Source organism: Sphingomonas endolithica, from assembly GCF_025231525.1.
GTDB classification, from domain to species: Bacteria; Pseudomonadota; Alphaproteobacteria; order Sphingomonadales; family Sphingomonadaceae; genus Sphingomonas; species Sphingomonas endolithica.
Genome location: NZ_CP103057.1, coordinates 4,041,718 through 4,055,290, shown reverse-complemented (window position 1 = coordinate 4,055,290; position 13,573 = coordinate 4,041,718). Strand labels below are relative to the sequence as shown.

Sequence of the window (13,573 nt, the reverse complement as noted above, 5' to 3'; positions counted from 1 at the left end):
GCACTCGCCAACGTTACTATCGGTTCTGATCCCATATTTCGACAGCTTGCGCAAAGGCGGCATTGCGGAGGTTGCTGGCATTGATGCCGATCGACAGCCAGGCGATGAAGCCCCACAGCGCCGCGCAGCCGACCACGCACGAAATGGCGATCAGCACACCGGCACGGTCACTACCGCTCGCATGTCCGCCCACGTCGCGACGGGATGGCCATAACAGCGCGACGGCGCAGATCATCGGGACGCCATAGTCCGCTACATTGAGCACCCATTCAGCCCAAGGTTCATCGCTGCTCAGGAAAGTGAAGAACGCCGATCCCGTAATAACCGTGACCACCAGCAAGATGGCAGCGGCAACGCGCAGGTTGATCCCGGCATCACGAAGCCGCCGGATCGCAGCGACAAGCAGCTTGGCGACCGCCGCGCCCGCAACGGCGCCGACGACGATGTTCGGTACCAGGCCCCATTGCCAATCAGCCTGAAGCGCCGCCCACAACACCGCGGCGCAGACCGCCGCGACAGCGATGAAGGACGCGATCGAGACGCGGCCAACGACGGAATAGAAGGGGGATAGAGCCCTCAATGCGGCAGCGCCCCTGCCTCCACCTTTTCCACCCAGTTCGGGAAGAAGGCCGGCGCCCGGTTCGACCAGCCCGAGGCGGTGGCCGCCGCTTCGCTGATCGACTGCAGCAGCTTGCGGCGCAGATCGGGGTGCAAATGCGGCAGCGCGGCGGCGGCGCAGAAGGCGGCGGGTAGCCAGGGCCGCACGTCGGGGCCGATCACGCGCTCGTACAGGAAGCGATAGGCCGAGAAGGTGGTCAGCCGCCCCTGCCCCAGGTCGAACGCGGTGATCGTCATCAGCGGCGCCATGAACGGCTCGATCGCGTCCAGCCCGCTATCGTCGGGCACGATCGCGCGGATCGCCGGCAGCCGCTCGTACAGCCGTGCCTGCGCGCGGATGCTGGCCGCTTCGACGACGTCGCGCGACCAGCGGCGCATCGCATCGTCGCGGTCGAGCCCGATGTCGAGCGAGCGGCGCACGTAGCGCTGCGTCGCTGCCGGAAAGCTCGCAAACTCCTTCATCTCGGCCAGGGTCATCGTGCCAGTGGCCGGTTTCATCTTGGAAGCCATATCGTCACCCCGCCCAGGTCGTGGAACTGCAGCATGCCAGTCCAGCGATCATGCGCCTGGATGGTTAACGACATCCTCAACGCTTGCGTCGGCTGACAATCTGCATGGCATCATAGATGGTTGTGCGTTGCAACACACCATCGACCGGCAACGGACGATCGCCCGAAATCCCGCGCAGTTGCGACACTTGGGCCACATGATGGATCGGCTAGAACTTGACGACCTCGGTGGATTCATCCCCTCCCGTTCGTGTAGAGCGAAGTCGAGACACCCGCACTTGGGAAGGTGTCTCGACTTCGTTCGACACGGCCTAAAGTGAAGCCATCGCGCTCCGAACACAGAAAAGCCCGCCACCGGCTGGTGACGGGCTCGCCCGAATTACCCTGCAAGCAGCTTAGTCCTGCTTGTTGGCCCTCAACCGCGCTTCCGCCGCAGCATCGAAGCCGGACGACTCAGGCGGTGCAGTATTGTGCACCGGCTGCGTCGAGGCCGGCGGATCGGATGCGTCCATCGACTCGTCCAGCCCGGCGTCCAGCCGCGCGTCCTGGTTCTCGGGGTCGCGCTGCAGTCGCTCCGCGATCGACTTGTCCTGTCCGGCATCCTGACGCGGATCGTGGATATGCGTCGCATCCTCGTCGCCTGCATCCGGATCCGGCGGTGCGACCGAAAGGCCGTCCAGCGCCTTCCCGTCGATCATGTTGTCGTCCATCGCCAATCCTCCCTCGGCTGTTCCGGCATTAGAACGATCAGGTGGTGAAGCCGTTCCGCCATCGTCCAACAGCGTGACGGACACAGTCTGCCGATTCATGATCGCGCTGCCGAAGATCGTCATGAACGCGATGTCCGTTGCATCGCGACCCACCGCCACGCGCACCATGTCGCCGCACGCTGCCATCCCCGTCGCATCGATCAGGTGCCAGCCGCCGGCCAGCCACACTTCGGCGACGGCATGGAAATCAGGCGGCTCGACGCCCGGCGCATAGGCCGACACGCAGCGCGCCGGAATGCCGCCCGCCCGCGCCAGCGCTACGACCAGATGCGCGTAATCGCGGCACACGCCGCGCCGGTCGGCAAAGGTCATCAATGCCGTGGTCACGCCGCTGCTGGTGCCGCATTGATAGCTGAGGTTGCTGCGCACCCAATCGCCGATCGCCGCCGCCAGCGCACCGCCGCGCAAGCCGCCGAACTCCGCCTGAACGAACCCTTCGAAACGGTCGGACTCGCAATAGCGGCTCGGCATCAGATACGGCACGGCGTCGCCCGGCAGGTCGGACAGATCGGTCGCCGGCAATTGCAAGAAATCCACCCCGGCGCGATCGATCGCCACCACCGCCTTATACTCGACCAGGAAGCTGCCCTGCCCCTTGGCCCAGGTGCGCTGCCCGATCGCGTCCTCGCCCGGCACCGCGGTCAGCGGCTCGGTGCAATAGACGCGCAGGTCCTGCTGCTCGAGATACTGGTCGGCCATCGCCGCCGCCTCGATCTGCAACAGCACCTCGGCACTGTCGTTGATCCAATAATCCAGCAGCACGTCGATCGACAGGCGCATAACCACTATCCTTGGGGCCGGCGCATGATCCGCCGACGCCGGACAAAAGAAAAGGCCCGGCGAACAACTCGCCGGGCCTCCGATCACGATCCTGGCAGGGATCAGTTCCGGCTGGAACCGAAGATGCGCAGGATGAACAGGAACATGTTGATGAAGTCGAGGTACAGCGACAATGCCGACATGATGATCGTACGGCCTTCGTCGGCCGTGCCGGCGACATGCGCATACATGCTCTTGGTGCGCTGCGTGTCATAGGCGGTGAGGCCTGCGAACAGCAGCACGCCGACGATGCTGATCACCAGCGCCATCACGCCCGACTGGAAGAACAGGTTCAGCAGGCTGGCGACGATCAGGCCGACAAGGCCCATGATCAGGAACGTGCCGAACGCCGACAGGTCACGCTTGGTGGTGTAGCCGTACAGCGACAAGGCACCGAAGGATGCGGCCGTCGCGAAGAACGCCTGCGCGATCGAGGTCCCGCTATACTGCAGGAAGATCGTCGAGAGCGACAGACCCATCAGCACCGCGAAGCCCCAGAACATCGCCTGCAGCGTCGGCGTGGACATGCGCCCCTGCCCGAAGCTCATGCCGAACACGATCGCAAGCGGCGCGAACATGATGACATATTTCAGCAGGCCGGGGTTCATGAACACCTGCTCGGCATAGCCGGAGCGCGCGAACAGCAACGCCACGATGCCCGTCAGCAGGATGCCCGACGTCATGTAGTTGTAGACCGAAAGCATGTACGACCGAAGGCCAGCGTCGTACGCTTCCGTACGCACACCCGCCGCCGTCGCGAACGTCGCGCCGTTCGGCCGTGGGTCAGACCAGTTAGCCATTTCCAAAAAACTCCTTTAGCCGGCCTCATGCCGGATACGTTCGAATATCGGCGTTCAGCCACGCCTTTTCAAGCGATTTGGCCCGATCCGGTCCCAGCAACATTTCTTTACAAAAGCGGTCGGCCGAGCGCGGAAAACCCCGGATCGCTCAGCCCGCGACCAGCACGCCGCACGCGATCCGCCCGCCGCTATTGCCGGACGGATCGGTCATCAGGTCGTCCGCGCCGGCATGCACCACCAGCGCCGATCCGTCGGTGTCGAACAAACCGGCCATCGTCGCGCCCGGAATGGTGATGCCCAGCGTCCCGCGGCCATCGGTGCCGACGATCAGGTTCGGCAAGTCGCCCTCGTGCGGCCCCTGCGGGTTCATCGTGCCGTGCTTCATCGCCGTCGGGTTCCAATGCGGCCCCGCGGTGGTGAAATCGGGCGCATCGCACAGCCCGGTCGTGTGCACATGCGCGCCGTGCGTGCCCGGCGGCATGCCGCGTGCATCGATCGTGAAGCGCACGCCGCCGGCCACTTCGCTCGCGCTGACCCGCCCGACCTCGGCGCCGTCCGCCGTGCGCAGCGTCGCCGTCGCCCGCGCGCCGCCGGCCATCGGCGCGCCCACGGCAACGTCATCCCGGTTACAGGCCGACAGACCCAGTGCAGCGATTGCTGCGGTGACGATCGCGATGCGCATGCTCGTTCTCCTGTAAGACCTACCCCCGACACATAGCCCAACGCTACGCATCGGCCACGCTCAATCGCCAGTCAGGATGCGATCGACCAGCTGCTTCACCGTCGGCACGAACCCGTTCGAATAGAACGGATCCTTCTTGAAATTATACGCGCCGTGCCCGGCGAACATCAGATTCTCGTCGATCGGCCCGCCATGCGCGATATCCTGCAGCGTCTTCTGGATGCAGAAGCTGCGCGGATCGGCCAGCCGCCCGGTCGAATTGGTCTCGCTATCCGCCCAGGACGAGAAGGCACACTGGCTAAGACAGCCCATGCAATCGGCCTGGTCCTTGCGGATCCACGCTTTCTCCTCCGGCGTCACATAGACCAGCGTATTGTCGGGCGTCTTCAGCGCATCGGTGAAGCCCTCGCCGAACCACTGCCGCGCACGCAGCAAATCGCCGCGCGTCACCCAGAAGTTCCGGCCCTTCACCCCGACGTCGAGCTGGAACACATGGTCGCCCGCCTCCTGCGTCGAGAAAGCAATCTGCCGGTCGGAACGCGCCTCCAGCAGCCGCAGGAACGGGTTGCGCACCGCGCTCGAATAGAAGCCCGTCGGTGAGAATTTGTGCAGCAGCACCTCGCCCGGCTCGATGTTCATCAGCTTGTTCTTCCAATCCTCCGGGATCGGGCTCTCGCGCGTCAGCAACGGCCGCGTGCCGAACTGGAAGGCGATGCTGCCAAGCTCGGGATTGTCGATCCAGTTGCTCCAGTCGCGCAGATACCACACGCCGCCGGCCATGATGATCGGCACGTCGTCGGATATCCCGCCCTCGCGCATCACGTCGCGCAACTCCTTGACGCGCGGATAGGGGTCCTGCGGCTTCAGCGGATCCTCGGCGTTGCTGAGCCCGTTATGCCCGCCCGCCAGCCACGGATCCTCATACACCACGCCCGACAGGAATTCGGATGCCTTGGAATAAGCCCGCTTCCACAATGCCCGAAACGCCCGGCCCGAACTGATGATCGGCAGGTATGTCACGTTGTAGGACGCGGCGATCTCGCTCAACTTGTACGGCATGCCCGCACCACAGGTCACGCCGGCGACCAGCCCACGCGTCCGCTCCAGCACGCCGTGCAGGATGCGCTGCGCCCCGCCCATTTCCCACAGCACGTTGATGTTGATCGCACCCTTGCCGCTGGCAATGTCGTAGGCGCGCTGCACCTGCTGCACCGCGCCCTCGATCGCATACTCGATCAATTCCTCGTGCCGCTCGCGCCGGGTCAGCGCGCGGTAGATCTGCGGAATGATCTTGCCGTCGGGGTCGTAGCTGTCGGCATTCACGGCCGAGACGGTGCCGATCCCGCCGGCTGCCGCCCAGGCGCCGGCCGAGGCATGGTTCGTCGCAGCCACGCCCTTGCCACCCTCGACGAGCGGCCAGACCTCGCGGCCATTATAGACGATGGGCTTCAGACCTTTGAACACGACCTACTCCGCAATGAACATACGTTTGATACAGCGAAAGGATGCCACCCAGCGAATGCCGACTCAACAAAGGCACCCCGGACGCCCCATTGCAGCTTCGTAGAGCGACGCATAGCGTGCGATCATCACGCTTTCGTCGAACTCCGCCGCCGCTTTCGCCCGATTGGCCGCGCCGACGCGAGACCGCAACCCCGCATCGCGCGCCAGCGCCTCGATGGCATCGCGCAGCCGCACTTCGCCGGCATGCTCGGTGATGAACGGCGCATTCTCCGCCGCCACCATCTGTGGCACGTCGCCGACCGGCGGCGCGGCGATCGGCAGCCCCGCCGCCATGCCCTCGATCACCGCGATCGGAAACTGCTCGCTCCTCGACGACATTGCCATGATGTCGAACAGGCCGACATAAAGATGCGGCCGGGGCAGGAAGCCCGGCAGCAGCAGCTTGTCGGCGATGCCCATGTTCTGCGCCGCAGCCAGGATGTTCTGCCGCTCCGGCCCGTCGCCGACAATCACCAGCCGGATGCGCGACGAACAGCCGCCCACCGCGCGCACCAGCATCGGCAGGTCCTTCACCGCGCGCAGGCCCGCCAGCGTGCCCACCACGACTTCGCCCGGCTTGCGCTTGAACCCCGGTATCGCCTTGGGGTCGCACGGCCCGGCATAAGCGGCGGTGGCGATGCCGTTGACGATGCGGTGCACGCGCGCCACCGGCTGCTTCCACACGTCCAGCGCGATGCGGTGCAAGGCCTCGGACGGCACGGCCAGCGCATAAGCCGCCGGCAGCGCGAAGCGGCGATAGTAATTGCGCTCGCGCTTCAGCCCGCCGGCCTCGTCGCTGTTGAACCCGTCCTCGTGATGCACCAGCGGCGGCGTTCCCTTGCCGAACGCACGCTTGGCCATCACCCCGTCGATCGCGCCCCAATTGTACGTCAGCACCAGGTCGAAGCGCCGCATGAACCGCGCGATCGCTTCATACCGCGCGACCGATGGCCGCCCGGTCAGCGGTGGCGGATCTTGCGCGATCTCGTATCGGATGCCCGGCGCGATGGCATCCCGCGCGCTCAACTGATCGGGCATGCCCGACACGATCGTGTGCCGCGCACGGTCCCCGAACGCGTTCATCAGCCGTACCGCGCGCGCTTCCTTGCCGCCCAGGTCGAACGCCGAATGCAGGTGCAGGATGTTGACGGGCTGGGCCATGATCTTGTGCCGTGCCTAGCGGCAAAATCCGGCGCGGTCATCCTTGTGCAACGCGCTCATCCCGACTTGGTCAGCACGAACGCCAGTAGGAAGCCGACCACCGCGATCAGCCCGCTATAATCGTGCGTCGCCTCGGTCGCCTCTGGGATCATCGTGTCGACCAGCATGGCCAGGATCGCGCCCGCCGCCACGGCCGTCACCGCCGCGATCACCTGCGGCGCCGCCCCCGCCAGCGCGACATTGCCGAGCATCGCCGCCGCGCCGGAGGCAAGCGCAATCCCGGTCCACACGCCAAAGATGTAGCGCGCCGATCGCCCAGCCTTCTTCATCCCCGCGGCGCTCGACAGGCCCTCGGGCACGTTCGACAGGAACACCGCCGCCACCGTTACCGCACTCACGCCCGTGCCGCCGATCAGGCTCACCCCGATCACCACCGATTCCGGGATCCCGTCGAGCAACGCGCCGACCGCGATCGCCAGGCCGCCGCCGCCTTCGTCCGCATTCGGCTGGCGCTTGTCGTCGTTCGATCCGGAGCGCTTGCGATGCCGCGCCCCCCGCTTCGAGATGAAGATGTTCGCCGCGGTATACACCACCGCCCCACCCAGGAATCCCGCCGCCGTCGATCCGAACCCACCCTGGCGAAACGCCTCGTCCATCAGGTCGAACGCCACCGCCGAGATCAACACCCCCGCCCCCACCGCCATCACCCCCGCAATCAGCCGCTGCGGCAGCGTCGCAAAATACGCGATCAACGCGCCAAGGATCAGCGCCGAACCCCCGACCAATCCCCAAAAACCAGCCTCGAGCATATTCACGTCCCTGTCGTCACCCCGGACGTGTTCCGGGGTCCACCAAGCGGCTCTCAATGACCGTGGTGACCTAGACGCAGGCCATGCGGCACGGCGCCTCCCGGAACAAGTCGATGCTACCGTTGCACAAGACCACCAATGTTCTCCCGCGAAAGCGGGAGCCCAGGGTCGCAAACGCCATCCCTTATGGCCCTGGGCCCCCGCTTTCGCGGGAGAACGCCGTTGATGAGGTTCCTCAAGGCTCCCAATCGTCCCCGAGGACAGCCGATGCTCATCCCGATCGCAAACCCCTCCCGTCATCCCCGCGAAGGCGGGGATCCATAGTCTCCAACCGTCGTGAGAGAGAATGAACCTTCGCCATTATGGATTCCCGCCTACGCGGGAATGACGCATACGCGCTGGCGGGGAATAAGCGGGACACAAGTCAGGGGCGACAGATCAACCCGCAACCCCCGCCGCATCACCCCCCAGGCGCAAACACCGCCTTATCGATATGCGTGATCCGGCATGCCAGGTCCGCCTCCCCGCTCGCCACCACATAATGGTCGCCGCCATCCGCGATTCCCGTGGTGAACACCACGCCATCCAGATACATCAGCTCCTTCAGCGGCTCGGTCAGCTCGGGCGACGGCTCCAGCAGCGCCGGATGGCTGGTGCGCACGACGATGCTGGGATCATCGGCATCCAGCACCGACCAATAGGTGCGATAGACGCCGACCACGCCAGACGGCTCGACGCCGTGCCACAAGCTGAGCCAGCCATCCGCGATCCGCACCGGCGGCGCGCCGCCGCCCATCCGCGCGGTCGACACCGTCGCCGAATGCGGCCGGATGCCGGGCTTATCGTACGGCTTCCAGTGCAGCGCATCGGGCGAGCTCGACAGGTTGATCGACGGCCCCGCGCGCCATTCGCTGCCCGGCGGATAGGCGAAATACAGGTCGCCCAGCGGCCGCGTTTGGGCGAAGAACTTGTTCCCCACCTTGCCCTCGAAGATCAGCATGTCCTTGTTCTGGTGATCGAGCACGATGCCCTCCAGCGTCCAGTCGAGCGCATCGTCCGAGCTGTACAGGGTCGTGCAATGCCGCTCCGGGCTCACCGAACAGGTCGTCATCAGATAGCGGCCGTCCACCTGGCTGATCCGCGCATCCTCGACGCCGTAGCATTGGTAATCGGCCGCCGGCGCGATCGCGCGATCGTAATGCACCGTCACGATCTCGCGCCCGTCGGCGGAAAGCTCGACCGGCAACAGCCAGGACAGCGACGTCAGCGCCATCACCCGCCACCCGCCACCGGGGATCAGGAACTTGCGCGGGTCCTTGGTATCGACATGTTCGATCGCCCAGGCATCGAGCATATAGCCGTCCGCCGTCCAGCGGATCGCATGGATAAACCCGTCATGCATCGGCTTGCGCAGCGCCTCGGCCACCCGCACCATCAACAACAGGTTGCCGTTCGCCAACCGCGTCATGCCCGGATTGAACGCGCCCAGCACATACGTTTCCGCATCGATCTGTCCGCTGAGCGGCGAACGCGACAGATCGACATCGGCGGGCGTGAAGACGAGCTGGTCGAAGGCAAAGGTCATTGGCGGATCCTCTTCATTTCCCATCCCACCACCGTCACCCCGGACTTGTTCCGGGGTCCACCAAGCGGCTTTGGGATGCGAATAGTGACTGGAACGCTGCGGCTCCGGCGCAGTGGACCCCGGGACAAGTCCGGGGTGACGAATAGGACGGTTGCGGCGCCTACTCCTCCGCCATCGCCCGCGGCGTGATCGTCAGCTGCTGCACCACCGCACGGCGCGGCTGCGTCAGCAGATACTGCACGCCGACCGCGATATCCTCCGCGCGCAGCATCTCGTCCTTGTTGATCGCCTCGCGCTGCTCCTCGGGCGAGACGTCCGGCTCCTGCATGCTCGATCCGGTCTTGCCCGGCTCGACATTCGCCACGCGAATGCCCTTCGGCCCCAGCTCGCGCCGCAGCGCTTCGCCAAAGCCCTGGATGCCGTATTTGATCCCGGCATAAACCGTCGATCCCGGCCCGAGCACATGCGCGCTCATCGATCCGATCAGCACGATGTCGCCCGCCTCCTTCAGGGCCTCAACGGCAGCATGCGCGGTCAGCAGATAGGCGGTGAAGTCGGTGGCGATCGCATAGCGCAGATCCTGTTCGGACATGTCGCTCAGCCCCTCGGCCGCCACCGCCGCATTGATCACCGCGACGTCCAGCCCGCCGAGATAGGCGACGCCTGCCGCGACGAACTTCTTGGCATTGTCCGGCTCGGACAGATCGATTGCGATCCCGTCGCCCTCTCCGACCTCGCGGATGCGCGCCACGGCATCGGCCAGATGCGCCGCATCGCGCCCGCAGACGAACACCTTCGCTCCCTCGGCCGCCAGCAGCACCGCGATCGCACGCCCGATCCCGGTCGTCCCGCCGGTGATCGCCACGCGCCTGCCCTTCAGGCTCACGACTTCGGTATGGGCATCGGCAATGTCGGTCATCTGCATCTCCTCACTCGCAAGGGCAGACGCGCTGACGCGAGAGAGGTTCCACCCAAGAACGCCACTGACAGGATGAGTTCACCCTTGCGAAACTGTTCCCCGGCGAAGGCCGGGGCCCAGGAGTAGAGCAGGATGAAACCGGCGCGGCGCCCGACAACATCCACCTTCGCGACTGGGCCCCGGCCTCCGCCGGGGAACTGCCTCGTCCCCGCGGAATCGGGTGCGCCAGAACACGCCTAGCCCCCAACCTTCGCCAACAACCGCTCGATCCCCGCCACCGCCCCCGCTTCCCCCAGCGTCGGCGCATGCCCCGTCTCCGCCACCGTCACCAGTTCCGATCCCGGCAACGCCGCCGCCATCCGCGCCGCGGTCGCCGCACTCAGCACGTCGGATTTCGCGCCCCGCACGATCAGGGTCGGTACGCTGTGCAATTGCTCCAGCGCCCGCCACATGTCCGGCCCCGCCTCGTTGCCCGGCACGCGGAACGGCTCGGCGATCTTCATGTCGTAATCCAGCACGATGCGCCCCGCGCTGCTCAGCCGGTACAGCCGCTTGGCCATCGCCAGCCAATCCTCGATCTCATAATGCGGATAGACGTCGGCATTGGCCTCCATCACCGCGCGCGCGGCGTGCATCCAGGTCGGCCAGGTGTTCGACTTGCCGACATAGCTGCGGATGCGGCTCAGCCCCGCCGTCTCGATCACCGGCCCGACATCGTTCAGCAACGCCGCCACGAACGTCTCGCGCGCCGTTCCCGCCAGCAGCATCGTCACGATCCCGCCCAGCGAGGTGCCGAACGCGATGTAGCGCTCGACGCCCAGCTCGCGCAGCAACCCCTCAACATCCTGCACATAGGTCAGCGGCACATAGCTCATCGGATCCTTGGCGTAGCCGCTCTCGCCGCGCCCACGCAGGTCGATCGCGATCACCCGCCACTCGCCCGCCAGCCGCCGCGCCAGCGCATCGTAATCCCGCGCGTTGCGCGTCAGCCCCGGCAGGCACAGGATCGGCGGCCGGTCGGCCCGCCCGGGATAGTCGCGGCAATGCAGCCGCACCCCGTCGTTCGACCACCAATATCTATCGTCATACATGGCCATGGCGGCGTCCTGCGGTTGCGAACCTTCCTATCGCCGTCCCGCCCGCGCCCGGCAAGCGCTTCGACCGCGCCTAGACCCTCTGGTAAATCTCGGGCAAAGAACCTCGCCATGCCAGCCTTCGAACTCATCTCCCACGAACCGGCCACCGGTGCGATCCTCTGGCGCGGCCCGATCGGCGACGTCGACGAGGAAGTCGCCACCGCCCGCGCCAGCTGGGCCGCCTGGGCCGCACGCCCGCTCGCCTATCGCATCGAGACGCTGCGCCGCTTCGGCAACGTCGTCCGCCAGCGCGCCGACGCCTTCACCGATCTCATCGCCCGCGAAACCGGCAAGCCGCTATGGGAGGCCCGCACCGAGGTGGACTCGGTCGTCGCCAAGGTCGACATCTCGGTCAAGGCCTATGCAGAACGCACCGCGCAGCGCCGCATGGACGCGCCGATGGGCAGCCGCATGGCGCTGCGCCACAAGCCGCACGGCGTGCTCGCGGTGCTCGGCCCCTATAACTTCCCCGCGCATCTGCCCAACGGCCACATCGTCCCCGCGTTGCTCGCCGGCAATGCAGTGGTGTTCAAGCCGTCCGAAAAGACCCCAGCGGTAGGCGCCTTCCTGGTCGATTGCTTCCATGCCGCGGGCGTCCCCGAAGGCTGTATCCGCGTCGTCATCGGCGGCCCGGACGAGGGCAAGGCGCTCGCCGCGCATGACGGCATCGACGGCCTGCTGTTCACCGGCTCGGCGCGCACCGGCATCGCGCTCAACCGCGCCTTCGCCACCAAGCCCGAGAAGATCCTCGCGCTGGAGATGGGCGGCAACAATCCGATCATCGTGTGGGAATCGCCCGATCTCCACTCCACCGCCGCCCTGATCGTGCAGAGCGCCTTCACCACCGCCGGGCAGCGCTGCACCGCCGCGCGCCGCCTGATCGTCGACACGCGCGTCTACGATGCGGTGATCGAGCAGGTGAACAAGATCTGCGCCAAGATCATCGTCGACGAACCGCACGCCACCCCCGCCCCGTTCATGGGCTGCGTGATCGACAACGAATCCGCCGACCTGCTGACCGAAAGCTTCCTCGAACTGATGATGCGCGGCGGCCGCCCGATCCGCCACCCGGAACGCCTGATCGAGGGCCGCCCGTTCCTCACCCCCGGCCTGATCGACACCACCGACATGAACGATCGCCCGGATATCGAATTGTTCGGCCCGATTCTGCAGGTGATCCGCGCCAACACCTTCGACGATGCCATCGCCGAGGCCAACAACACGCGCTACGGGCTCAGCGCCTCGCTGATCAGCCAGAATCCCGAACTCTACGACCGCTTCTGGGCCAATGCCCGCGCCGGCATCGTCAACTGGAACAAGCCGACCAACGGCGCCAGTTCGGGCGCCCCGTTCGGCGGCGTCGGCTGGTCCGGCAACCACCGCCCCAGCGCCTATTACGCCGCCGATTACTGCGCCTATCCGGTAGTCAGCAACGAAGCCGACCAGGCCCGCGCCAGCATCGGCATCGGCCTGCGCGACGGCTAACCGCCCCCGGAACCGTCACCCCACCACCCCGTCATCCCAGCGAACGCTGGGATCCAGAGCCCCAAGCGCCCCCGCCCGAGATACTCTTGCACCCCCCGCCATCACCCCCTAGCCCCCCACCATGCGCATCCTCCCAGCCCTCCTCGCCCTGACGCTCGCCACCCCCACGCTCGCCGCCCCCACGCTCGCCGCCCCGCCACGCAAGCCCAGCGGCATCGTCCGCGTCCTGCTCGCCACCGCGCAAGGCAAGATCGTCCTCGCGCTGGACACCCGCCGCGCGCCCGAGACGACCAAGAACTTCCTCGCTTATGTCGATGACGGCCGCTTCGACGGCGCGGTGATCTACCGTGCCGCGCGTAGCAAGAACGCGCCGCAATACGGCTTCATCCAGGGCGGCATCCGCACCGACGCACGCCGCATCCTGCCGCCGTTCAAGCACGAACGCACCGACCGTACCGGCATCCGCCACACCGACGGCACGATCTCGATGGCCAGGCGCACCGAGCCCAATTCCGCCGGCGGCAATTTCTTCATCACGGTCGGCGCACTGCCCAGCTTCGACGCCAAGGGCGACTTCCCCGGCTATGCGGCGTTCGGCCATGTCGTGCAGGGCATGGACACCGTAAAACGCATCCTGGCGCGCCCCACCGGCGGCGGCATGGGCGGCCAGATGCTCCAGCAATCGATCCGCGTGATCGGCGCAAGGCGGCTGGACGGCCCGCCCAAGCCGACCGGCCTGGTCAAACCCTGGCTGATCAAGAAGTAGCGGTCCCAGGC

General features: G+C 66.4%; 12 protein-coding genes and 1 pseudogene. 2 read left to right on the top strand and 11 right to left on the bottom strand.

Annotation, left to right across the window (positions count from 1 at the left end; all coding sequences use genetic code 11):
- Positions 1–16: 16 nt before the first annotated feature.
- The 11 genes and pseudogenes from NV382_RS19365 to NV382_RS19310 all read right to left on the bottom strand — a co-directional run bounded on the left by NV382_RS19365 (position 17) and on the right by NV382_RS19310 (position 11,272).
- The gene (locus tag NV382_RS19365) at positions 17–580 is read right to left on the bottom strand and encodes a hypothetical protein (RefSeq protein WP_260598490.1); all 564 of its coding nucleotides are present in this window, start codon (positions 578–580) and stop codon (positions 17–19) included.
- Positions 577–1,116 carry a hypothetical protein gene (locus tag NV382_RS19360; protein ID WP_418066717.1) on the bottom strand — a complete coding sequence of 180 codons (540 nt, stop codon included), beginning with the start codon at positions 1,114–1,116 and terminating at the stop codon, positions 577–579. Before NV382_RS19360 ends, NV382_RS19365 begins: the two co-directional genes overlap by 4 nt.
- A 787-nt stretch (positions 1,117–1,903) precedes the next feature.
- Positions 1,904–2,677: pseudogene (locus tag NV382_RS19350) on the bottom strand (transglutaminase-like domain-containing protein); the annotation flags it as partial.
- A 101-nt stretch (positions 2,678–2,778) separates the two neighbouring features.
- On the bottom strand, positions 2,779–3,516 hold the full coding sequence (locus NV382_RS19345; protein WP_260598487.1) for a Bax inhibitor-1/YccA family protein: 738 nt from the start codon (positions 3,514–3,516) through the stop codon (positions 2,779–2,781).
- 148 nt (positions 3,517–3,664) lie between these two features.
- Positions 3,665–4,198, bottom strand: coding sequence for a superoxide dismutase family protein (locus NV382_RS19340; protein ID WP_260598485.1), 534 nt, complete (start codon positions 4,196–4,198; stop codon positions 3,665–3,667).
- A 60-nt stretch (positions 4,199–4,258) separates the two neighbouring features.
- Entirely contained in the window at positions 4,259–5,662 is a 1,404-nt protein-coding gene (locus NV382_RS19335) for an NAD(P)H-dependent flavin oxidoreductase (RefSeq protein WP_260598484.1), read from the bottom strand.
- A gap of 63 nt (positions 5,663–5,725) precedes the next feature.
- Positions 5,726–6,862 carry a glycosyltransferase family 4 protein gene (locus NV382_RS19330; RefSeq protein WP_260598482.1) on the bottom strand — a complete coding sequence of 379 codons (1,137 nt, stop codon included), beginning with the start codon at positions 6,860–6,862 and terminating at the stop codon, positions 5,726–5,728.
- Positions 6,863–6,918: 56 nt separating this feature from the next.
- Positions 6,919–7,671, bottom strand: coding sequence for a ZIP family metal transporter (locus tag NV382_RS19325; RefSeq protein ID WP_260600491.1), 753 nt, complete (start codon positions 7,669–7,671; stop codon positions 6,919–6,921).
- 460 nt (positions 7,672–8,131) lie between these two features.
- A complete protein-coding gene (locus NV382_RS19320; RefSeq protein WP_260598480.1) occupies positions 8,132–9,256 on the bottom strand; it encodes a glycoside hydrolase family 130 protein in 1,125 nt (374 codons plus the stop codon).
- 160 nt (positions 9,257–9,416) lie between these two features.
- Positions 9,417–10,175 carry an SDR family oxidoreductase gene (locus NV382_RS19315; RefSeq protein WP_260598478.1) on the bottom strand — a complete coding sequence of 253 codons (759 nt, stop codon included), beginning with the start codon at positions 10,173–10,175 and terminating at the stop codon, positions 9,417–9,419.
- A 236-nt stretch (positions 10,176–10,411) separates the two neighbouring features.
- Complete coding sequence (locus NV382_RS19310) at positions 10,412–11,272, bottom strand: alpha/beta fold hydrolase (RefSeq protein ID WP_260598476.1); 861 nt, start codon at positions 11,270–11,272, stop codon at positions 10,412–10,414.
- A 108-nt stretch (positions 11,273–11,380) separates the two neighbouring features.
- Between NV382_RS19310 and astD the strand changes: the two genes are divergently transcribed.
- Positions 11,381–12,796 carry a succinylglutamate-semialdehyde dehydrogenase gene (gene astD / locus NV382_RS19305; RefSeq protein ID WP_260598475.1) on the top strand — a complete coding sequence of 472 codons (1,416 nt, stop codon included), beginning with the start codon at positions 11,381–11,383 and terminating at the stop codon, positions 12,794–12,796.
- 121 nt (positions 12,797–12,917) lie between these two features.
- A complete protein-coding gene (locus NV382_RS19300; RefSeq protein ID WP_418066716.1) occupies positions 12,918–13,562 on the top strand; it encodes a peptidylprolyl isomerase in 645 nt (214 codons plus the stop codon).
- Positions 13,563–13,573: the final 11 nt, after the last annotated feature.

Excerpts from the sequence above, each read along its gene's own strand:
- NV382_RS19320 (WP_260598480.1), bottom strand. The coding sequence starts at position 9,256 with ATGACCTTTGCCTTCGACCAGCTCGTCTTCACGCCCGCCGATGTCGAT.
- NV382_RS19300 (WP_418066716.1), top strand. The coding sequence starts at position 12,918 with ATGCGCATCCTCCCAGCCCTCCTCGCCCTGACGCTCGCCACCCCCACG.
- NV382_RS19310 (WP_260598476.1), bottom strand. The coding sequence starts at position 11,272 with ATGGCCATGTATGACGATAGATATTGGTGGTCGAACGACGGGGTGCGG.
- NV382_RS19315 (WP_260598478.1), bottom strand. The coding sequence starts at position 10,175 with ATGACCGACATTGCCGATGCCCATACCGAAGTCGTGAGCCTGAAGGGC.
- NV382_RS19330 (WP_260598482.1), bottom strand. The coding sequence starts at position 6,862 with ATGGCCCAGCCCGTCAACATCCTGCACCTGCATTCGGCGTTCGACCTG.
- NV382_RS19345 (WP_260598487.1), bottom strand. The coding sequence starts at position 3,516 with ATGGCTAACTGGTCTGACCCACGGCCGAACGGCGCGACGTTCGCGACG.
- astD (WP_260598475.1), top strand. The coding sequence starts at position 11,381 with ATGCCAGCCTTCGAACTCATCTCCCACGAACCGGCCACCGGTGCGATC.
- NV382_RS19360 (WP_418066717.1), bottom strand. The coding sequence starts at position 1,116 with ATGAAACCGGCCACTGGCACGATGACCCTGGCCGAGATGAAGGAGTTT.
- NV382_RS19340 (WP_260598485.1), bottom strand. The coding sequence starts at position 4,198 with ATGCGCATCGCGATCGTCACCGCAGCAATCGCTGCACTGGGTCTGTCG.
- NV382_RS19325 (WP_260600491.1), bottom strand. The coding sequence starts at position 7,671 with ATGCTCGAGGCTGGTTTTTGGGGATTGGTCGGGGGTTCGGCGCTGATC.